Source organism: Actinoplanes subtropicus, assembly GCF_000721705.1.
Taxonomy (GTDB): Bacteria; Actinomycetota; Actinomycetes; order Mycobacteriales; family Micromonosporaceae; genus Actinoplanes; species Actinoplanes subtropicus.
Map to the genome: position 1 here is coordinate 1 of NZ_JOJL01000071.1, position 19,498 is coordinate 19,498.

20 protein-coding genes and 2 pseudogenes are annotated in these 19,498 nt (G+C 65.8%); 11 read left to right on the top strand and 11 right to left on the bottom strand.

Translation table 11 applies throughout. The annotated features are described in order from the left end of the window. The first annotated feature begins 347 nt into the window (after nt 1-347). The 3 genes from IH26_RS60870 to IH26_RS0150865 all read left to right on the top strand — a co-directional run bounded on the left by IH26_RS60870 (nt 348) and on the right by IH26_RS0150865 (nt 3,041). A complete protein-coding gene (locus IH26_RS60870) occupies nt 348-1,523 on the top strand; it encodes a hypothetical protein (protein ID WP_157437849.1) in 1,176 nt (391 codons plus the stop codon). A gap of 244 nt (nt 1,524-1,767) precedes the next feature. Beyond that, complete coding sequence (locus IH26_RS0150860) at nt 1,768-2,268, top strand: hypothetical protein (RefSeq protein WP_030443536.1); 501 nt, start codon at nt 1,768-1,770, stop codon at nt 2,266-2,268. Nucleotides 2,269-2,447: 179 nt separating this feature from the next. Next, nucleotides 2,448-3,041 (top strand): Imm21 family immunity protein, encoded by a 594-nt coding sequence (locus IH26_RS0150865; RefSeq protein WP_051810036.1) that lies wholly within the window; start codon nt 2,448-2,450, stop codon nt 3,039-3,041. Between the two features lie 172 nt (nt 3,042-3,213). On the opposite strand, the gene IH26_RS0150870 is transcribed toward IH26_RS0150865, so the two are convergent. The 3 genes from IH26_RS0150870 to IH26_RS0150880 all read right to left on the bottom strand — a co-directional run bounded on the left by IH26_RS0150870 (nt 3,214) and on the right by IH26_RS0150880 (nt 4,667). After that, nucleotides 3,214-3,780 (bottom strand): dienelactone hydrolase family protein, encoded by a 567-nt coding sequence (locus IH26_RS0150870; RefSeq protein ID WP_030443538.1) that lies wholly within the window; start codon nt 3,778-3,780, stop codon nt 3,214-3,216. Between the two features lie 179 nt (nt 3,781-3,959). Beyond that, nucleotides 3,960-4,274: a hypothetical protein gene (locus tag IH26_RS60875; RefSeq protein ID WP_157437850.1), complete on the bottom strand. Its 315-nt coding sequence runs from the start codon at nt 4,272-4,274 to the stop codon at nt 3,960-3,962. 90 nt (nt 4,275-4,364) lie between these two features. After that, nucleotides 4,365-4,667 (bottom strand): MafI2 family immunity protein, encoded by a 303-nt coding sequence (locus IH26_RS0150880; RefSeq protein WP_030443539.1) that lies wholly within the window; start codon nt 4,665-4,667, stop codon nt 4,365-4,367. Between the two features lie 279 nt (nt 4,668-4,946). Here IH26_RS0150880 and IH26_RS0150885 point away from each other — a divergent pair, with 279 nt between their 5' ends. Together IH26_RS0150885 and IH26_RS0150890 are read left to right on the top strand one after the other, a co-directional pair. Further along, complete coding sequence (locus IH26_RS0150885; protein ID WP_051810038.1) at nt 4,947-5,495, top strand: SMI1/KNR4 family protein; 549 nt, start codon at nt 4,947-4,949, stop codon at nt 5,493-5,495. 123 nt (nt 5,496-5,618) lie between these two features. Further along, complete coding sequence (locus tag IH26_RS0150890; protein ID WP_051810039.1) at nt 5,619-6,200, top strand: DUF4240 domain-containing protein; 582 nt, start codon at nt 5,619-5,621, stop codon at nt 6,198-6,200. 161 nt (nt 6,201-6,361) lie between these two features. On the opposite strand, the gene IH26_RS60880 is transcribed toward IH26_RS0150890, so the two are convergent. Then, nucleotides 6,362-6,835 (bottom strand): hypothetical protein, encoded by a 474-nt coding sequence (locus IH26_RS60880; protein WP_157437851.1) that lies wholly within the window; start codon nt 6,833-6,835, stop codon nt 6,362-6,364. Between the two features lie 221 nt (nt 6,836-7,056). On the opposite strand from IH26_RS60880, the gene IH26_RS62465 reads away from it, so the two are divergent. Further along, a complete protein-coding gene (locus tag IH26_RS62465) occupies nt 7,057-7,752 on the top strand; it encodes a hypothetical protein (protein WP_063763923.1) in 696 nt (231 codons plus the stop codon). 233 nt (nt 7,753-7,985) lie between these two features. Here IH26_RS62465 and IH26_RS0150905 read toward each other — a convergent pair whose 3' ends face one another. After that, on the bottom strand, nt 7,986-8,330 hold the full coding sequence (locus tag IH26_RS0150905; RefSeq protein ID WP_030443544.1) for a hypothetical protein: 345 nt from the start codon (nt 8,328-8,330) through the stop codon (nt 7,986-7,988). A gap of 311 nt (nt 8,331-8,641) precedes the next feature. Beyond that, nucleotides 8,642-9,625 (bottom strand): annotated as a pseudogene (locus IH26_RS0150910) (serine/threonine-protein kinase); the annotation flags it as partial. 413 nt (nt 9,626-10,038) lie between these two features. Here IH26_RS0150910 and IH26_RS0150915 point away from each other — a divergent pair. Then, complete coding sequence (locus IH26_RS0150915) at nt 10,039-10,593, top strand: GNAT family N-acetyltransferase (RefSeq protein ID WP_030443546.1); 555 nt, start codon at nt 10,039-10,041, stop codon at nt 10,591-10,593. A 167-nt stretch (nt 10,594-10,760) separates the two neighbouring features. On the opposite strand, the gene IH26_RS0150920 is transcribed toward IH26_RS0150915, so the two are convergent. From IH26_RS0150920 to tnpC, 3 genes and pseudogenes are all read right to left on the bottom strand, one after another. Continuing rightward, complete coding sequence (locus IH26_RS0150920; protein WP_030443547.1) at nt 10,761-11,354, bottom strand: hypothetical protein; 594 nt, start codon at nt 11,352-11,354, stop codon at nt 10,761-10,763. Between the two features lie 227 nt (nt 11,355-11,581). After that, complete coding sequence (locus IH26_RS0150925; RefSeq protein WP_030443548.1) at nt 11,582-11,920, bottom strand: histone-like nucleoid-structuring protein Lsr2; 339 nt, start codon at nt 11,918-11,920, stop codon at nt 11,582-11,584. Nucleotides 11,921-12,005: 85 nt separating this feature from the next. Continuing rightward, nucleotides 12,006-13,430 (bottom strand): annotated as a pseudogene (tnpC, locus tag IH26_RS63690) (IS66 family transposase). 182 nt (nt 13,431-13,612) lie between these two features. On the opposite strand from tnpC, the gene IH26_RS0150935 reads away from it, so the two are divergent. From IH26_RS0150935 to IH26_RS0150945, 3 genes are all read left to right on the top strand, one after another. Further along, nucleotides 13,613-14,716 (top strand): NADAR family protein, encoded by a 1,104-nt coding sequence (locus IH26_RS0150935; RefSeq protein ID WP_030443549.1) that lies wholly within the window; start codon nt 13,613-13,615, stop codon nt 14,714-14,716. A 57-nt stretch (nt 14,717-14,773) separates the two neighbouring features. Next, nucleotides 14,774-15,094, top strand: a complete 321-nt coding sequence (locus IH26_RS0150940; protein WP_030443550.1) for a hypothetical protein — start codon at nt 14,774-14,776, stop codon at nt 15,092-15,094. A gap of 272 nt (nt 15,095-15,366) precedes the next feature. Continuing rightward, nucleotides 15,367-16,602: an IS110 family RNA-guided transposase gene (locus IH26_RS0150945; RefSeq protein ID WP_030443551.1), complete on the top strand. Its 1,236-nt coding sequence runs from the start codon at nt 15,367-15,369 to the stop codon at nt 16,600-16,602. A 132-nt stretch (nt 16,603-16,734) separates the two neighbouring features. Here the strand turns inward: IH26_RS0150945 and IH26_RS55080 are convergent, their stop codons facing one another. Together IH26_RS55080 and IH26_RS0150955 are read right to left on the bottom strand one after the other, a co-directional pair. Further along, complete coding sequence (locus IH26_RS55080; protein ID WP_157437854.1) at nt 16,735-17,682, bottom strand: hypothetical protein; 948 nt, start codon at nt 17,680-17,682, stop codon at nt 16,735-16,737. Between the two features lie 198 nt (nt 17,683-17,880). Beyond that, complete coding sequence (locus tag IH26_RS0150955; RefSeq protein ID WP_030443553.1) at nt 17,881-18,816, bottom strand: formylglycine-generating enzyme family protein; 936 nt, start codon at nt 18,814-18,816, stop codon at nt 17,881-17,883. An 82-nt stretch (nt 18,817-18,898) separates the two neighbouring features. On the opposite strand from IH26_RS0150955, the gene IH26_RS0150960 reads away from it, so the two are divergent. Beyond that, the gene (locus tag IH26_RS0150960; protein ID WP_030443554.1) at nt 18,899-19,402 is read left to right on the top strand and encodes an HAD domain-containing protein; all 504 of its coding nucleotides are present in this window, start codon (nt 18,899-18,901) and stop codon (nt 19,400-19,402) included. Nucleotides 19,403-19,498 lie beyond the last annotated feature (96 nt).

Below are 19,498 nucleotides of genomic sequence, written 5' to 3' on the forward strand. Positions count from 1 at the left end.
GACGCCGCGACATCACCGAAGCCACCCGATGGGCCGGCCGGAACATGACCAGACCCTTCGCCATCCTCGGAATCACATCATGATCTTGAAACGGCCGTGACTCTTTCGTCGAGGGGTTGAGAACGCTGCGGGCCGAAGCGGGCAATCCGTCCTATCGCGAGTTAAGCGAGCGTGCGCAGTTCTCAGAGCGGACGCTGAGGAATGCTGCAGCCGGCCGGGTTATGCCGACTTGGAGAGTCACCCGAGCATTCATTCTGGCCTGCGGCGGCGACGAGCAGGAATGGCTCAGCCGGTGGCGAACCACTCGGCAGTTGCTTCAGCGGAACAAGGTGACTAACGCTTCCTCCATGCCGCCGACGCAGCTACCGAAGAATGGGTTAACGAAAAGTCAAAATCTAAACGATAGCAGGCCGCCGACTGCCGCGAGCAGCGGAATTGATCTTCTGGACTGGCGGGGCCGTCTTGCTCTGTTCTTTCTCGGGACTGTACTCGGCGGTCTCGTCATCAATATTTTGAGCAACGACTATCGCTGGCGTGCAGCAGTCGCCGCCGCCGGAGCGGGCAGCATATTTGCCATTGCGGCCTGGATTCACAGTCGGGGATCCGGTGCGCCAGTCTTTCGCTGGTTCGTGCGGGGGCTACTCTTTCTCGCATTCGCGACTATTGTACTTTCGCTGATCTTGGCGTCCATAGCCCCGTGGTTAATCGGCGTGCTCATAGTCTTACTCACTGCGGCGATCGTGATAACGGGTGATCACGCGACCCTCACCGTACAGATTCGAGCAGTTGCCGCAGTGGGAATTGGGGGCTCGCTGATGGCATCAGGGGTCTCCAGCGACGGCGGCAGGCTCGAAGGCTTCGTTATCCTATGGGGCCTATCATTCCTACTTGTCGGAGTGGTCAAGCTTGCGGGGAAGCTCGCGCTCGAATTAGCGATCTGGACCATGCTCGGCATCGAGGCGACGGCTTTCGGCGTGCTACTTTTGCTTGAGCATTCATATTTCTGGGGCGTGGGATTAATTGGAGCGGGTACTACGCTAATTGCTGGATGCGCCGCAGTGCTTTGGATTGTGGTAGGCATGAGTCGCCAGCAGTTTCCCACGGATCGGCAGATGTCTACGTTCGAGTCAGTCGCGAGGGTCGCCGGGCTCGTGTTTTCTTTGACAATATGCGCGGAGGGCATCGCTTTCCTCCACGTCAATCTCCTCATCGGCGTAGTAACAATCGCGGGTGGGCTGGCTCTGGCCGTCCTAGCGTTCGCCGGCTCTTGGGACCGCGATGGCCTGTTCTGGACTGTGTGCACTGCGGCGAGCCTTGTGCCAACTACAAACGGGATAATCTCGGTGGTGGACGTTGGACCCAATCTTGGAGGCTTCGCTCTCCTGATCGCAGGATTAAGTGGGATGGCCTACGGAATCGCCGAGGTAGCGAAGACGAGCGTCGGTTCACGACTGCGTCGCTGGTGGGCAGACGCAACCACCGATCCCACGCGAGAACTCGATGATCGCGACAACGGGCAATGACGGGACGCTAAGCATGTGCGTTTGGCCCTCGGCTTCACCACCGCTATGGATGGGATCGGCACAACCTCAACCGCGATCCCCCCACGTGCGGGGCGCCAAGGGGGCCGCCGGGTCCCGCTGAGCGCCGAGCGTGGACGTTCGAGTGCCGCCGCGTCGTACATAACGAATCGGCGGCCGGGCTACTTGGCTGCGCCCGACTACACTCTGCGCCGCGGAGATCCTTCAGCGGGCAGGACGGCAAAGCATGGACTACACCAATGCAGACGACGTCAAGATGGCGTTGGGCATTGACAACTGGCGCAAGCTCCGCAAGGACCACTACCTGCAGCTGGTGGCCATGATGCCTGACCTGGACAAGGATGTCCGGCTGGCGGTCCTCGAGCAGCTTCCCGAGATCCAGAAGATCCTCGTTAAAGCGATGAGTACCGTCCGCAAGGTGCACGAGGCAACCCTGGCCTCCGACGACAAGAGCCAGGAGTACGGCTACCAGGGGCGGCGGGAGGCCCGGGCGTCGATCATCGCTCAGCTCAAAAGCGAAAACCTGGATCCGCAGACCCGTCGGCATCTGAACGACTTGCTCGTGCAGCTCAGCGACAAGGACGACGCTAAGGACTCGGAACACAAGCGCTACCTCGACCGATGGATGACCAAGACGACCGTTGGCGTCGCCGCCGTCGTCGTACTCACCGGGGTCGCCCTCGGCGGCAAGGTCGGACTTCAGCAGGGCCCGCTGCGCAAGCCATAGCGCCGCGCTCTCTCCGATCGTGCCCGACAGCCTCCAGTCGTCCGCCCGGAGTAGCCGCGATGAGGCGCGGACCGGAGGACGGGCTGTCACTCTCCGCGCCCGGCCTCGGCATGCAGGGTCAGCGTTGCCTGGGGAGGCCCGACGCTGCATCACCGTCGGCAGGACGGACACTTGGCGGCATGGAAGACACCTGGTCCACCTCAAGGAGTTCGGCCGGGACCTCGCCTGTCTGGGTTGAGTCGATGGGCGGCCCTCTGCTCGTGATGCCCGTTTCGGCTTTAGGTGAGTGGGGCGGCTGTACTCAGGAAGGAATGCTCGCCGGCACCGGGGACGTCCTAGATGACTACGACCGCGCCTGCGAGCTTGATGGCCTTGCGGGCGTGATCGCTGTCGGCGGGAAGGGCCGGCTAGGACTTGTTCTGGCGGACGAACCCGCCCGAACGTGCTACCTGCCGGAGTATCAAACTTTCGTCCGCTGGCTCGGCGCCGACTGCGAGGCGGACCTGGTCGACGCCGCGAAGGATCTTCTTGACGACCCCGCGGTCGACTGGGAGGAATGTGGTATCTGGGAGACGGACGGCCCGGCGGTGCTCATGGATTCCGCCACCGCCGGGATCGAGTTGAACGTCGCGTATCCCGATGACGGGGCAATGCCCGAGCAAGCCCACATTCCGATACCGCCCGGCCGCTGGAGAGTCCGCGCTGTCCACACCCGGGCGAACGAGGAGACCCTCGTAGGCCTGGTCCAGCTCTTGGCCTTGTCGCAGAGTTGACCGAACTGCTTATCCACCGCGACGGCGATCCCGGCGCTACCAACCAACGCCACGCCGACGCGGCTGGCACACGGACATGCCGATGACAATGTGCTTCCGGAGCTTGGGAGAATCGCTGAGCCCGGCCGATGTCGGGTAGTGCGCCTCGAATCGAATAGCACCTCCGGCTGGCTCAGAGTGCATCGAGAAAACTCCGGGCGCGTTGCCATAAGAGCGTGGCGGCCGCCTGGTCATAATCCGGGACATCGGGATCGGTGAAGAAGTGCTCTGCGTGCGGATAGACGAGTAGCTCAACGACGGCTCCCGCGGCTGCCATCGCGTCGTGCCAGGCAGCAACCTCCGCCGGTGGAAACATCGCATCCGCCTGGCCGACGTGCAGTTGCACCGGCAACCCACCGCGCACAGAACGCGGGTCACCGCCCGTACCATGCAGGAGCATTACCCCTCGGGTGCCGGGGCGCTCCGCGAGCAGACCGCCTGCCACACCCGCGCCCATGGAAAGCCCAGCCAGAACGGTGTCATCAGGCTGGTCCCGGACGGCTTCGCGTGCCCGTTGCATGATGGTCGCCCATCCGATGCGATCGGAGAACGTGAATCCTTCCTCGATCGACCGCGCCACGTACCCGGCGTACAGATCCGGCGTGACAACATCGTGACCCGCGGCACGGAGGAACCGGGCGGCTGCGACGACGGCAGGACGCAGGCCGTACACGGAGTGGAAAAGCGCAACGCGTGTCACCAAGCCATCGTGCCCGATGGAAGTTGCAGGGTTGAGTGGCACCGCACTCTCGTGCCGCAGGTATTTGAGTGTCGTCGGGTAGCGACCGCTAGGGCTCCACCTGTCCGTGCGGCCGGCTTCAGCTCGATCTCCGAGGAGTCCTCGTGCGCCAAATCGGCTTGCGCAGCAGCGTCTGATGATCAGTCGCCGTTGAAGACGAGTCGCCTGTGGTGCGGTCGGCGCGGTGCCGGCACGAGCAGCTTGGCCAAGGTGATGAGCTGAGCAATGGCCTCATGCAGGTTGCGGTCGTCCGTTACGGCCGTGAGCTGCTCCAGTTCGGCGATCAGCATGGCAGCCTGACGGGAATTGAAAGTCGTGTCGTCGTACTCGTCAACCCCGGCTAAGAGCGGGTACTGAGCCGCATCGGACGACGTGGCCCTTATTACGGCTCCTATATCGCCACCTTCTGTGACGATTTGCCCTGTATATTCGACGACCCGCACGCTGATCCCCACGGTCAGCAGTATGACGAACGCCCGCTCCAGGCTCTTCCGAACGGATACACATCTAGCCGCGATCCGTGCTGGTGCAGTAGGCGCTCCGGCTTACTGCTCCTTCGCTCGGTAGACGCCCCGGCCGAGGCTCCCGGGCCAGGCGGCGCCCGGCTCGCCGACGTGGACCGATGCCTCGATGTCAATCAGCTTGTCCTGAAGGGCGTGCAGTTCGAATACCAAGTCGTCAACATCTTCCTCGACCTGCGCGCTGCGCTCATGTACGGCGACGTACAGGGTGATCCGGTCAGGTTCCGCGCGAACTGAGATGGCCCGCATTTCATGGGAGATCAGGCCGAGCGCGGCTTGGACGACATCAAGCACCACGCGGTTCTCTCGTGCTAATGAGGTTTCCACTGTCAGCTCCTCAGGCGCCAGCTGGCGTCGGAATCGGGTATTCCGCGTGTCGCCAGACGATAGCTGAGCCGTTCCGTAGCGCCTCATTCCGAGCAGCGGTCGACGCGCTGATCTGCCGCCGATCGGGCGCACGCTCAGCGTGGCCGTCACGCTGCGTCTTCCAGATACGGGCAGGTACGGGCTCGTTTCGAGAAGCGATACTGGATCATGCGGTGCCTCGCAGAGCCCGAAAGCTGCGGTGTTCCGGCGGTATTTGTCGTGGTTGACGAAGGGCGAGGCGTGGCCGACGAAGCGTTCGAACGCACCTTCCCCGACGTGGATCTCGGCGCGTTCTGGCAGGACAGCGAGTATGCGGAGAACACCTATGGCGGCGGGCGTCTCTCTGCTGAGGTGATCGCGTCGGTCGAGGCGGAGTTGGGGTACCGGCTACCCGCCTCGTATGTGACGCTCATGCGGACGCGCAACGGTGGGATGCCCCGGAACACCTGCTGCCCGGCACCGCGCGCAACGACCTGGGCCGAGGACCACGTCGCCCTCACCGCGCTCATGGGGATCGGTCGCGAGTCGGAATGCTCGCTGGCCGGACCGTCGGGCAGCCGGTTCCTCATCGAGGAATGGGGCTATCCGCCGATCGGAGTGTATTTCGCGGACTGCCCTTCGGCCGGCCACGACATGATCGCGTTCGACTACCGCGACTGCGGGCCGAGCGGTGAACCGCGGGTCGTCCATGTCGATCAGGAGGCCGGCTACCGGATCACCATACTGGCGCCGGATTTCGTCAGCTTGATCCAGGCGCTGCGGCCGGAAAGCGAGTTCGACCAGAGCTGAGCGCCTATCCGGTTCTGCTGCCGATCGAGCGTGTCGCTCGACGACCGTCCTCACCTTCCGTGCTGCTCCAACGGACGCCGAGTACTCGCTCCGTGCCGAGGGACGGATGTCTAGGCTGCGGCTGTGGACGTGGACGATTTCTGGACCTTCATCGAGTTGTCGCACCGGGCTGGAGCCAAGCCCGGCGACCGTGAGGCCTTCCTGACACACCGGCTCAGCCGGATTCCCCGCTCCCAACTACTCGACTTCGTCCAGCACCTGTCCGCGACCCGGGAACCGGCCAACACGCACCACCTGTGGCGAGCCGCGGACATCCTCATGGACGGCGGTTGCAGCACCGACGGATTCCACTACTTCCAGATGTGGCTCGTCGGGCTCGGCCGCACAGCGTACGAACAAGCGATCGCCGAACCCGACAGCCTCGCCACGGTGCCGGCCGTGCAGCGGCTCGCGTCTCTCCCACGGCCCTGGCAGGACGACGACTACCCCATGTGGGAATCCCTGGAATACGTGGCCTGCGAGGTCGGCGACCAGCGGGCGGACATCGACGGCGACATCCGCGATGTCGTCACCGAGGAACGCGCCGTAACGCTACGGTCAGATCCCAACCCCAACGACGTGGACTGGGCCAGGCTGGACACCGAAACGGTGGCCTTGCGTTACCCGCGCCTATGGGCGCTGTTCGGCGAGCATTGGACCGAATAAGCCCCACGCGTCTTCCGACAGCCGACAAGAGCGCGTCCTCAGCGTAGGCCAGCGGCATCCTGATTTGGCCGCGATCAGGCCGGTTCCGCAGTAGCGCGCTGTCACGTCGCATAGTCAATCAGCGCCTCGTGGTTTGGTGGATGCCGATCGCCGGGAGTGGGTTACTGACGGGGTGCGACGGGGGCATTCGGCAGACCTGTCCGGGTACGCCAAGTCGATGGCTCGAACGGACCGGATTCCAGCACATCCAAAAGCATCGCGGCGCCGGCCGCGAACGCGTCGACCAGGTCTTGAGGACTCGCTACCGACCGGCGCTCCTTACGGACCTGGTGCACGTTGTGGTCCGGCTGGCACCAGCAGCCCACCTCCACCGCCGCGTTCACGGTGAGCTCCGGCCGCCAGGCGATGTCGAGTGTGAGCTCGAGCCAGTCGGTGTTCAGATCGGCCAGCACAATTGTTGCGTCGAGCAAGAGGAGATACCCGCGTTCGGAGCTCTCTTGCGGATGTTCAGCGTGCTCTGGATACCAGTGCCATGCCGTGCGGTTGGCAGCCGCACGGTGAGTTTCGAGACGCAGCGCCAGGTTCGTGAGATCGTCTCCGGCTGCTACGTAGTCGAGAGGGAGTACGTCGCGCAACGGGACTTGCGCGATCGATCCTACTGGTCCTGCCACATATCGAATGATCTCACGGTCGTGCCCGGATTTTCCGCCGACCGCGTGCGACAGCGAGGACAGCCGACACGCTCCGTACGGTCTCGCTCCGGGGCCTGCCAAAGGGAACTCGCGCGGTGAGTTGTCCCCGGACCGCAGCGGTATCCGGATGCAGCGTGGGCCGCGACGTACGCGAGAATCGTGGCATGTCCTACGACCTGGCTGTCTGGGAAGGCGACCGGCCTGCCAACGACGCCGCCGCCGCGGCCGAATTTGAGGCGCTGTATGCACGTTTCGTCGAATCGGAGGAGTCTGTCGACCCGACGGCACGCATAGCCGCGTACGTGGCGGCATTGCTGGACCGCTATCCGGACATCGATACCGCCGCGGGTGATGACAGCCCTTGGTCGAGCGGGCCGTTGCTGAGGGAGGCGAGCGGGCCGCTGGTGTACTTCCCGATGGTGTGGAGCCGGTGCGAGGAGGTCTCGGCATGGGCCGCCGAGGTGGCCGAGCACCACGGGTTGAACTGCTACGACCCACAGCTGGAACAACTTCGGACGTCATGGTCGCGGCCGTGGCGATTCGAGCTCACGTCGGCGCACGATCGCGCGTTCCGAGACCCCGACGCTGAAGTCATCCGGAGGGTGCTGACGCGGTTGTCGGCGGACGCTTACTTCGCCGTTCTGACTCGATCCGATGACTGGTACATCCAAGTCGGGTACGGCGAGCGCGCGGGCACCCGTCACGGTTGGTACGCGTTGGAGCGTCGTGACGGAGTGCCCGAGGAGCATTACCGGGTAGAGCTTACAAGCGGCGACGACGTCGTCGACGCCTTCACCGCCTTTCTCCATGACGATCCCGCGATTTCACGCCGGTTCGGGTGGCAGCGGTACGCCGTTTGAGTCATGCGACGGCAGCGCACTCTCTCATGCCGCGACCAGGCGCTCCAGCCGCATGCCGGATCGTCACTCTTCGTGCTTTCGTGAGGGGTCGGCGGGCGGTTGCGGGTACAGCGCCCGCCAACGTGATCACAGTACGACGGCGATGTAGCCGGACGGGATGAGAGCGTGCCGGGCCATGCGGTAGCACAGGCTACCGGAGCACCATAGCTTGCCGCGGGGAGTCGCTTAACTGTTCACCGCGAAGCGCGGCCCTTTATGACCTCACCGGTGACAAATAGCGCGACCATAGGCAGTCCGCCGACACCGACAACGCCCACGGCTTCCAGGTAGGCGCCCTTGTCGGAGAGGTGTACGGCGAACCAGGCCAGGAACGCGAACGCCGAGAGCCCTGTGGCAAGACAGATTAGCCTATACCACCAGGCGCGAAGTTCCATTTTTCGTCGATGAGCGAGCTGCTCACGTAGGATCTGCCCGATGTCGACGTTATGTTTCTCGTCTATCGAGACGATGAACTCTAGGTCTGCGAATGGGGCAGCGACAGTCGGCTGCGCACTGGCCACCTTCTTCGGTGCGGTCATCGCTCCTCCGCGGAGGAAATGCGAGACGGGATGTCCCCATCGGCATCTGCGGAGTGGTTGGGCACCTGAGTGGTGTTCATCGCTAACCGGATCTCGCCCGCAGCAGCCTCAATGTCACTCATCGCTTGCTTGGTCAATTCGGCTTCCGGAACGCGACGGAAGGTGAGAGCCTGCGCAGCAAACTCTCTGAGGCGTAGCAGCGAGTGCAGGATCCAATGGGCCGTCTGCTGCGCATGAGTGGCGATAGCCCGCTTCGGGCCGGCTAAGACGGACCCAGCAGGCTCCGTGGTGGACTGCCGTCCACTATCCTCATCAGCTGATGGGTCCGGTTGAGGCGTCGCCGCTGCAAGCCCGCTGGTTACTGCCGAAGACATGGCTCGTGGAGCGGCAGAGCCACCCGTAACCGCCGGTATGGCGAGATTGGCCGGCGCGTAGCTGTTGGAACGTTTAGTCCGCGGCACCCCACCGCCGCCTGGCGCCGCGTAGACGACCATGCGCAACCGGCGCTCCACCTCGCTCGCCGTCAGGCGCGCCGCCGGCTCGTGCCGCAGCAGCCCGAGCAGCACCGGCGCCAGCTGCCCGGCATGGTTCGGCGGATCGGGCGGCTCCGTGGCCAGCGCCATCAGCGTCGCCATCGCGGTCTCGCGAGCGTAGGGCGACCGGCCCTCGACCGCCGCGTAGAGCGTCGCGCCGAGCGACCACATGTCCGACTCCACGGTGGACGCACCGTCGCGGGCGCGCTCCGGCGAGACGTACTGCGGCGAGCCGACCACCAGCCCGGGCCCGGTCACCGCGCCGTCGTCGACGAAGGTCGCGAGTCCGAAATCGGTCAGCACCACCCGACCGTCGATGCCGATCAGCACATTGTGCGGTTTCACGTCGCGGTGCAGCACACCGGCCCGGTGCGCGGCACTCAGCGCGTCGAGCACGGCCAGGCCGATGCGCGCCGCGGCGACCGGCGAATACGGACCGTCCTCGTTGATCACCTGGTGCAGCGACCGGGACGGCACGTACTCCATCACGATCCACGGCAGCCCGTCGGCGTGCACCACGTCGTACACCCGCACCACATGCGGGTGGTTGAGCCGCCCGGCGCTGCGGGCCTCGCGCAGCGTACGGTCGCGCAGCCGGGCCTGCTCGTCCTCGGTCATCCACTCCGGCAGCACGAACTCCTTGACCGCCACGTCACGATCGAGCATCTCGTCGCGCGCTACCCAGACCCGGCCCATGCCACCGGAGCCGACCGGCTCGAGCAGGCGATACCGACCGGCGATGAGCATGCGCCTGACAGCCATCTAGTGGCCTCCCTTGTTCGAACTTTAGCCACTTGCTCCAGTGAAGACAAAGGAGAGCCCTGACACGCGTGGTTGAATCAGCCGATCTTTCTGCCCCGGGCTCCAGCCGGGTCGGCTTCACGAACTCGCTATATTAAGTCGTCGCCTTCCACCTCGCCAGGCAGCCAAAACCTGGCATCAGCAGCATGGGCAGCAAGTGGCGATCATCTAAGCGGAGGCTGTGCTGCCGGATAGGATATGAATGGCCGTGGCTGAATTCGCGTGCGCGTTTCACTCACATGGCCGCCGATCGGGTCCCTGGTTGACAGCGGCCGACACGATCGGTGACCGGCTGTCGCTGTTGCCGACGTCGGGGCTGGATCTGCTTTGGCCCTGGGGTGTGGTCGACATCGAGCGGGAACGATGATCGTTCGGTGAGTATTCAGGTGTTTCCCGATGTGGTGTTGCGGACCCGGCGACTCGTGCTGCGTGCACTGCTCGAGGAAGATGTCGACGCCATCGTGGCGGCCGTCTCGGATCCGGTGACCCGGCGTTGGCTCCCTTTGCCCGAGCCCTACGCCCGCGAGGATGCGATGTCGTTCGTCCGTGAGAAGGCACCGGCTGCGCGGGTGGGCGGCAGCGGGCTGGTCCGGGCCATCGAGTGGGGAGGTGTCCTCGCCGGGGTGATCGACCTCAAGCGCACCGACTGGCGTCATCGGGAGACCGAGATCGGCTACTGGGCGGCACCAGCATCCCGCGCCCAGGGTGTGATGACCGAAGCGACCGTTGCCCTGTCCCGGTGGGTGCTCGCCGATATGGCCTTCGAGCGGGTCGTGCTGCGCATCGCCACGGGCAACCAGGCCTCCATCCGGGTCGCGGAGAAAGCCGGCTTCACCTACGAGGGCACCGCCCGCAAGGCCGGCTTCGTCCACGCCGGCCGCGTGGACCTCGCCGTCTACTCGCTGATCCCCGACGACCTTCGGCACTGACCGCTTTTCCTCCAGAGCGGCTCTGGGAATCAAGATCTACCATCCGGTCATGCCGCCGGTCGAGCGCTGGTTCCGTATCGCAGATAGCCCACGGTAGCCAGCCAAGAGGGCAAGCATGGGTGGAGACGAGCCGCGACGGTGGTCCTCCCCATCCAACGATTCGTGCTTCAGCCCTTCTTCTGCCGGCCGACGGGGATGTCGAAGCCCTGCTCGCGTAGTTGGTTCGCCCAGTTCCCGATCGTGCCGATCGACTTGCCGTATTTCTCGGCAAGTGCTTTGAACGTGCCGACCGCGGCGAGGTCGGCGAGGAACTGTTCACCGCTGGGCCGCTCGCCCCGGCGAGGCGGAGTTGGCTGCGCCGGCGGTGCAGCCGGAGCGGATTTCGCCGCCTTGGCGGCACGCGGACCGTTCGCCTTCCCCGGCCGGCTACGCCTGGGCCGTGGAACCGGCGCTTGCTCGGCCACCGGCTGCGGCTCGGCAGCGGGCTCGGGCTCAGCTGCGGCGGCGGGCTCGACGGCAGCGGTCGTTGGCGCCGCGGTCTTCACCTCTGGCACGGCGGGGTGCGCGGCCGCGACCTGCACGAGTTTGTCTGTCGGTTCGGTTTCCGCGGTTGCGGCCGGCTCGTCCACCCTTGGGAGAGCGCCGCTTTCGTCCGCGAGCGCCGCCGCCAGCCAGGCCATGACACGCCGTTGCGCATTCGGGTCGAGCGGGGACAGCAGTTCGTACGCGACCTGCATCGCCTGGAGTTCTCGGAAAGCCATGCCTTCTCCACTTCAATATCGCCGCCACGGAAACAGCGGCATCCTAAACCCTCACGAGAGAGGCATTGACCGCGGATGACCAGCGCGATACCGGCCTGACTGACACTCAACTCGGCGCCGATATTGGCTGCGTACCGTCGGCAGCCGGCAAGTCTGTATAACGCCCTGGACGACCCCGGCCGGCCCGCGATGGGGCACGACGGGTTGCCGGGAGGATGCCGGGATCGTCAACGTTTGGCGTGGAACGCCTCGACGATCGAGGCCGGGATACGTCCCCGTTCCGACACCTCGTACCCGTTCTTGCTGGCCCACTCCCGGATCGCTTGGTTCTGGTTTCGGTTGGCCCGGGTTGGTGCCGCCTTGGTACGGGAGGCGATCCGGCCATCGCTGACACGAACGCGGGACGCAACCGTCAGATACGGCTCCAGCGCCTTGCGGAGCTTGCCGGCGTTCTTCTCGGACAGATCGATGGTGTAGTTCACGCCGTCGAGTCCGAATTCGATCGTCCCGTCGGCGTCGCCGCCGTCGAGGTCGTCGGTCAAGACCGTAATGATTTGCTTCGCCATGTCGTCATTCCCCCCAAAGGACAGCACAAGCAGCCGTCAGCACGTCAGTCCCCGACAACCATAGACGCTGCGACAATCTCTACGTTCAGCGCATGTAACTGGATAGGTGCCTGATTTGGGTGTGTGGAAGTCGCCCGGCGGAGGCCGGTGGTGGCTGCCGATCAGATGGTGGCGGGGATCCAGGGGGGTTTCCGTTGGCGGCTTGGATGAGTGCGCCGAGAGTGTCGATGCCTTGCCGGGTGGCGGTGGCGGTGTAGCTGCGGATCGCGGCGAAGTGTTCGGCTCCGGTGGGGGTGCGCATGCTGCCGGAGACCTTGATGCGCAGTTTCGGCATACGGATCGTCTGCTCGGCTGGGTTGTTGTCGAACGGCACGGCGGGGTCGGTGACGAAACGCAGGTAGTCGTCGCGGCGGTCGCGGAGGCGGACGAACAGGGCGTGGTGTTTACGTTCCAGTTTGCTGGCGCGGGTGGCGGTGGCTTGGGCGCCGAGCACGACCGCGCTGTGCCGGATGTGCAGGTAGCGGGCCACTTGTTCGGGGTCGGGTGCCTGGTCGGCGGTGCGGGCGTCGGTGACGAGCCGGTTCAACCGGCGCAGGGCGGTGACGGCCTGTGCGGCGTGCTCGGCGACCGGGCCGGTGGCGGTGTCGGTCACGTAGATCAACTCGCGAAGCGCATGCGCATTACACAACGCGTGGATCATGCCGGTGTAGGTGTCGTACGGCGCTCAGGCGTCATGGACCGCGGTTCCGGTGAACGCGGGGAGGATACCGATCGCGTCCATCGCCTTCGTGCCGCGTTTCGGATGCACGGCCAGGAGCACGTCCGTGGCCGTGGACGCGGAGTGCAGCCAGGCCAGACGGCCCGCGGTCCGCATTCCGGTCTCGTCGAAGTGGGCCACCGGTGCGGCGGCGATCCGCCCGGCGATCACCGGCAGCACCTTGGCGATGATCCCGAGAGCGGTGCGTTTCACCCAGCCGGCGACCGTGCCGGCCGCGACCGGCACGTCGAACAGGTCTTTGAGTGCGGCGGCGGTGCGGGAGACGGATAGGAACTGTCCGTGCAGCAGGTAGACGCCGATCCCGGCCAGCCGGGGCCCGTACACGACCGGCGCGACCGCTTCCGGCGGTGCGGCCGCGGTGGTGTAGTGCCCGCACCCGCAGACCAGGGTGATCAGCTGATGCTCGGTGACCTGCGGTTTCACCGGCGGGACATCGACGAGCTGCCGCCAGGTCATACCGGCCTCGGTCGCCCCGGCCAGGCCGTTTCCGCACCCGGCGCAAACCTGCGGGAGATGCCGGATCACCACGTCCGGATCCGCGAAGCGTTCCAGGGTGACACCGTCCTGGCCTTTCGGCCGTCCCGGACCCCGGCCGGAACGCCCTCGCAGCGACTTCGGCGCTGGTTTGGCCAGGCCGTCCGACGAGGGAGGCTTCGACGAGTTCGACGACGACCGCTTCAACCGGGCCTCGAGATCGGCGATCCGGGGCGAAAGCCTGCTCCAGCAACGCAGTCAACTCCGCGACCTTCGCCACCAGGTCGTCATACGACGGCGACGGCGGGGCGGACATAGTTGATCAACTTACCAGCCTCCACAACAGACAGCCGGGTCGCCTGACCTGCCTATCCAGTTACGGGTGATGAACGCCTCGTCCCGTCACGAACGCGTGTTCAGCAACCGCCTAAACTGCGCCGGTGGCGCGGAACAAGAGAACCTATCGGGTCGTCGACGGGGAACAGATCGAAGGCACCTGGCGGCCGATCTTCATCCGCAACGGCACGAGTTACTTCCTGACCGACCTGCTGATCTTTGCCGACGGCGCGATCAACTGCTGGGACTGGGTCGATCTCGACGGGCTGCGACAGAAACTGGAGACCGGCCGGGTCGCCACGCATCTCGAGCCAGGCATGCAAGCCTCGGCCCATCACCTCGCGAGCTGGCGCTTCGACGAACCGCAGATGTGGGTCACCGCCGAGGAACTCCTCGGCGAAGTCGCCGACGAGATCGACCACCTCAACGACCGGCCGGACTCCACCGACCGCTGCCTTCAGGCGTTGGACCGTTACCTCCAGACCCGGACGGAAGCCGACCGCCAGCTACTGCGCGCCGCATACCTTGCCGTTCCTGAGCATGTACGCCACTACGCGCTCGGCGACATGGACGCGAAAGACTGGCCCTTACGGATGCTGTGCACAGCGGTCGGGGAGCACACGACCCACGACGAACTCGTCACCGAGGCGATGCACCTTCAAGCCCACGAGTACTTCGAGGAACGTGAAAAATCGGCCCGGGAATGGCACGACAACCGCCCTGCCGACGGCCCCGACCAGGCGCAGGACCCCACGGTCAAACTGGCGTCCGTCCCGGGTCAATGGCCCACCGCACCCGGGATCGAGTGTCTGCGGAATGAGTACCCGACCACGGTTGAGATCGGCGGCGACACCTACGCCAGCGCGGTGCACGCCTACTGGGCTCTCGCCACTACCGACGAGAGCGTTCGCACGGCGATCCACCACACGGCGATGGCCTTCAGCGTCGAGCGCACCGTCGAACAGGCGCCGTTGCGGCACGACTGGCCCCACCTTCGACTGACCGCCATGCACGCGATCTTGCGGGCGAAGTTCACTCAACATCCGGAACTGGCGGACGTGCTCGTCGCGACCGGCGACGCCCGCATTGAGTACAACATCAGCTCGGCGTACTGGAGCGGCGGCGCAAAAGGGCGCAACTGGCTTGGTCGGCTGCTCGAGCTTGTCCGGGCCGAGATCGTCGCACAACGAGCAGGCTTCGTCCCATAACCGGCCATACAAGCCGGTCGGTATCGGGACCCTTTGCAGGGAGGAGGTGTCGGACAGATGCCGGCACGGCTCAACGCGGCGCGGATCGAGCTGGAGCGGCACGATTGGTCTGCCTACCGGGCGCCCATGTCGAGCGGGCCGTTCGTACCGGAGATCTTCGCTCGCATGCTTGAGGGTGGCGACGCCTCCACAGCTCCCGGCTTTACCCTCTACGGCCGACTCGAGGTGCAATCGATGTTGTTCGGCATTTGGGTGCTGTATTCGTCGTTGCGGCGCTCGAACGCCGAGTTCGTTCTCGACATCCTAGCTGCCCTCGACGAGGACGCAGGTCGATTGGAGGCGCACCGCCGCGCCTATCTCAAACCGGTCGGCGAGTGAGTGGTTGCCGACATCGGCGGCGCAATCATCTAATAGGTTCTTGTCAGCCTGCTGGTCCAGGATGGCTCCGGTAGCGGCTGGCGGGTCAGCACTCCACTCATTTGACCTTTTGAGGTCTTGCGGCAGACCGTGCGCCCGTTGGTCGTGAGGAGATGAGACAGCCGATGGGATGACGTGTCCCGCCCGGCGGGCGGTGAGCACTTGACTATTAGATCGCTGACGTCTCCTCCATGCTGCTGCCACCGGCAAAGGTGTCGACATTGGAGGCGAGGATGATCTGGGTCGGAGACGACTGGGCCGAAGACCACCATGACGTTGAACTACTCGACGACGACAGGCGTCGGCTGGCCCGCGCACGACTGTCCGAGGGTCTGGAGGGAATCAGCCGGTTGCACGCGCTGATCGCGGAGCACATGCCCGCCTCGTGGGCGGACCTCGAGCGGCCCGAAGCCGCCGCACAGGTGCAGGTCGGGATCGAGACCGACCGCGGAACTTGGGTGCAAGCGCTGCTCACTGCCGGGTATCAGGTGTTCGCGATCAACCCGATGTCGGTGGCCCGATACCGGGAACGGCATTCCACCTCGGGCGCGAAGTCCGATGCCGGCGACGCTCACGTCCTGGCCGAGATCGTGCGTCTCGACCACGCTCATCACCGGCAGATCGCCGGTGACAGCCCCCTCGCGGAGGCCGTGAAGCTGGTGGCTCGGGCACATCAGAGCCTGATCTGGGACCGGACCCGGCAGGTCCTGCGGCTGCGGTCCACGTTGCGCGAGTTCTTCCCCGCCGCGCTGCAAGCCTTCGATGACCTGACCACGGGCGAAGCTCTCGAGCTGCTGGACCGGGCACCCGACCCGGACCGGGCTGCCCGACTGCCCCGGCTCACCGTCGTCGCCGCTCTGCGGCGGGCCGGCCGACGTGACCTCGACGGGAGGGCCACCGCGATCCAGCAGACTCTGAAAGCGGCTCAGTTGCGTCAGCCGCCGCCGGTGCAGAATGCCTACGCGGCGATCGTGTCCAGCCTGGTGCAGCTCATCAACATCCTGAACATCGAGATCGCCGAACTCGGGCAGCTGGTGGCCGACCATTTTGGCCGGCACCGGGACGCTGAGCGCTACCTGAGCCTGCCCGGCCTCGGGACCGTGCTCGGCGCCCGGATCCTCGGCGAATTCGGCGACGACCCGCACCGCCACGCCGACGGCAAAGCCCGCCGCAACTACGCCGGCACTTCACCGATCACCCGGGCCTCCGGCAACCGCCGGATCGTGCTGGCCCGCTACGCCCGCAATCGGCGGCTCGCTGACGCGGTGCACCAGTGGGCGTTCTGCGCCATGCGCGGCTCACCCGGCGCCCGCGCCTACTACCAACAGCTTCGTGAACGCGGGACCGGCCATCAGGCCGCTCTGCGCCAACTCGGCAACCGCCTCGTCGGCATCCTCCACGGCTGCCTCAAAACCGCCAGCGCCTACGACGAGACCACCGCCTGGGCCCATCTTCAAACCAACACTTGACTTTCAAAAACGTGGGATGTCTGCCGCTTCCCGAGCGCGGGGTCAGCTCGGCCGTCACGATCCCTACCGGCTGGGGTGGCGCCGGAGCGCTGTTCCGGCTGCTGGGGCCCGGCGGATCGGCCTTGCGGGGCGTCAGAGTTCGTTGGCGATCAGCTGGTTGACGTGGTTGCTCCAGGCAGGATCATGCGCTTGCGCGACGGCGTCCCAGGCGGCGCTGCCTCTGGGCAGGATCCAGGCGCGGGTGCGGTCATAGTCGGTGTGGATCTCGTTCAGCGTCCAAGCGAGCCGTCGGTTGGACGCTGCCAAGGCGTCGGTGGCGCTTGATGGGATCATTTGCTGCTCGGCGAGGTACCGGTCGACGACCGCCTGGCTGTGCGAGTCGATGCGCTGCCGGTTGACGCTGGCCAGGGCCATGAAGGGCGGCTCCTGTTCTTCGGCGATGGCGGCCAGGATCCGGTCGTGGCCGTCCAGGATGACGTAGCAGTCCAGGCTGCTGAGCCACCAGAGCAGCACCGGGGGCAGGATGCCGGCCTGCGCTTGCTTGCGGTAGGCCTTGACTCTGCTGCCGGTCGGGTCGCTCAATCGGCGCAGCGGCAGGACCTGCCAGCCGCCCTGCCGGGACAACCAATCGATCTCACCGGGGTAGTCGGCGAGCAGCAACTCTGCCCAGCGCCGGGCCGCCGAGCGGGCCCACGGGGTGTTCTCCAGATGGGTGGGGCGGGCAATGAGGAGCCAGCGGCCGTCGTAGAGCGGGCTGTGCTGCGCGGTCTGCAAGGCAGTAGCGAAGTAGTGCGCCCACCGCCCGGTCTGGTGTTCGCTGCCGGCGTCCGCGATTACCGCGGCGTGGGCAGCCCGCATCGGCGCGATCGGCGATCGGAATGTGCCAGTGATCAGGTACTCGACCGCCGCATGATCGTTGTGCATCTTCGCGAGCAGGACGCCCTGGTCGGCTTGCCGAAGCATGAACCGACAGTGTGTCGCCACGTGGACCGCCAGCTCAGGTCGGCTGCGACCGGCGACATCGAGTGTCAGGCCAGACCCGCCGTCGTTCGCCCGGCCGACGCCGCCCACCTCGCGCACCTGCCGATCGTAGGCGGCAGCCGCTCCCGAAGCCGACCAATTGTCGTCCCCGCGGCGGGCAGGAAGCCCTCAGCGGTGCAGGACGTTCGTGCCGGACTCCGGATAGCCGCGAGCCGTTCGCTACAGGGCGTGATGGCTGGCGCGGTGCTCAGGCTCGGGGGACACCGTAGCCGCGAGTTGTTCGCCTTGGGCGCGGTGTCAGATCAGCGGGATCGCCGGGCGGAGTCGCATCGTGGAGAAGCTGTCGTCGGTCGCGTAGCCGGGATCGCGGTACGCGGTGGCGATCGTGAGCCAGGACAGGAAACTGCCGGCGCCGCCGCAGACGACGGTTCCGCCGTCACCGCCACACACCACGTCGCGGACCGCGGTGCGCTCCTCGCAGTACGGATCCTGACCGATGTGCAGGCCGAATAGGTTGGGCCCGTGGTGCGGGCCGGTCGTCGCCGACCACGGGTCACCGTCCGGGCAGTTGTCTCCCCAGCGGAACAGGGTCGTGGCGCCGGCACCGCACGCGTACTCCCACTCGTCTGGTGTCAGCAGCCGCTGCCCGAGCCCGGCCAGCCGGGCGACCTCGCCGTCGTAGGAAGGACTACCGAGTAACCACGCGGCCTGCACGCTCCAGTCCGGCCGAAGGACTACCCGGGCGGCATTCGACCACTCGACCTGGCTGGGCGCGGGTTCCGCGGCCGGGCGTGGCCGATGCCGGAGACGATCGACGCGTCGCATGATCTCCGGATGATCAGGCGGCACCGCGTGGGCGCCGGCCTCGACCGCGTTCACGGCCACCAGCAACGGCGGCAATGTCACCGTTCGTAGGCTGGAGGTGACCGAGTCGGTGAACTGCCGGATGTCGCCCTCGATGCCGTACTGGTGCGCGCTGTCCGCGAAGCTCGCCTGCTGTTGTGCCGTCGGCTCGAAACGATCACCGTCGAACCCCACCGTCACCTGGCCACCCGGCACGAACGCGAACTGCTCGCCGCCCATGACGAACACCGCGACCAGCCCGTGTCGTCCTGCGTACTCGTGGTCTCGGACCTCCACTAGTTCGGCACCGGCGCTAACGGCGATCGACTCGGCCGCCTTCGCGGCGGCCTCGGCATCAAGACGGAACCACTGCGCTGCATCGGCGATCACCGCTGCAGCCTAAACGCGGACCCCAGCATGAGGCTGGGCTCGGTAGAGCACAACGGCGCACATCCGCGGGTAGATTCTGCAGATGATGGCCGACCTGGCTGACGACCCGATCGTGTTTCTCGACATCGACGGCACGCTGATCCCGTTCCGCGCCCGACCCGCCGAGCTCGCTGTGGTCTCGGCCGATGCTCTCGAGCGGTCCGATGAGATGTCGAGCAATCCATTGCTGGATCGGCTCGACCCGGCGGACGGGAGTAGGTTGTTGGCGCTGGGATGCCAGCTGGTCTGGGCAACGACCTGGATGACCGACGCAAACGATCTCATCGCGCCGCGTCTCGGCCTGCCTCAGCTACCCATCGTCGACTTCCCGGAACTCGAACACGGATTGCATTGGAAAACGGCGTACCTCGCCCGATGGGCCGCCGGCCGAAGGTTCGTCTGGCTTGACGACGAAATTACCGACACCGACCGCTACTGGATCCAAACCCGCTATTCAGGACAGGCGCTGCTACATCGGGTGAACCCATCCGTCGGTCTCACGGGTCACGACTTTGCGTACGTCCGCGAATGGCTCGCAGCGCAGTGACCTGATCTCAACAAGATCCGGATAGATATTTGTATTCGTAGTGAGTCAGGTGCAGTGCGGCGGCGACGATTTCGCCGATCCGGCGTGGGCTGACGG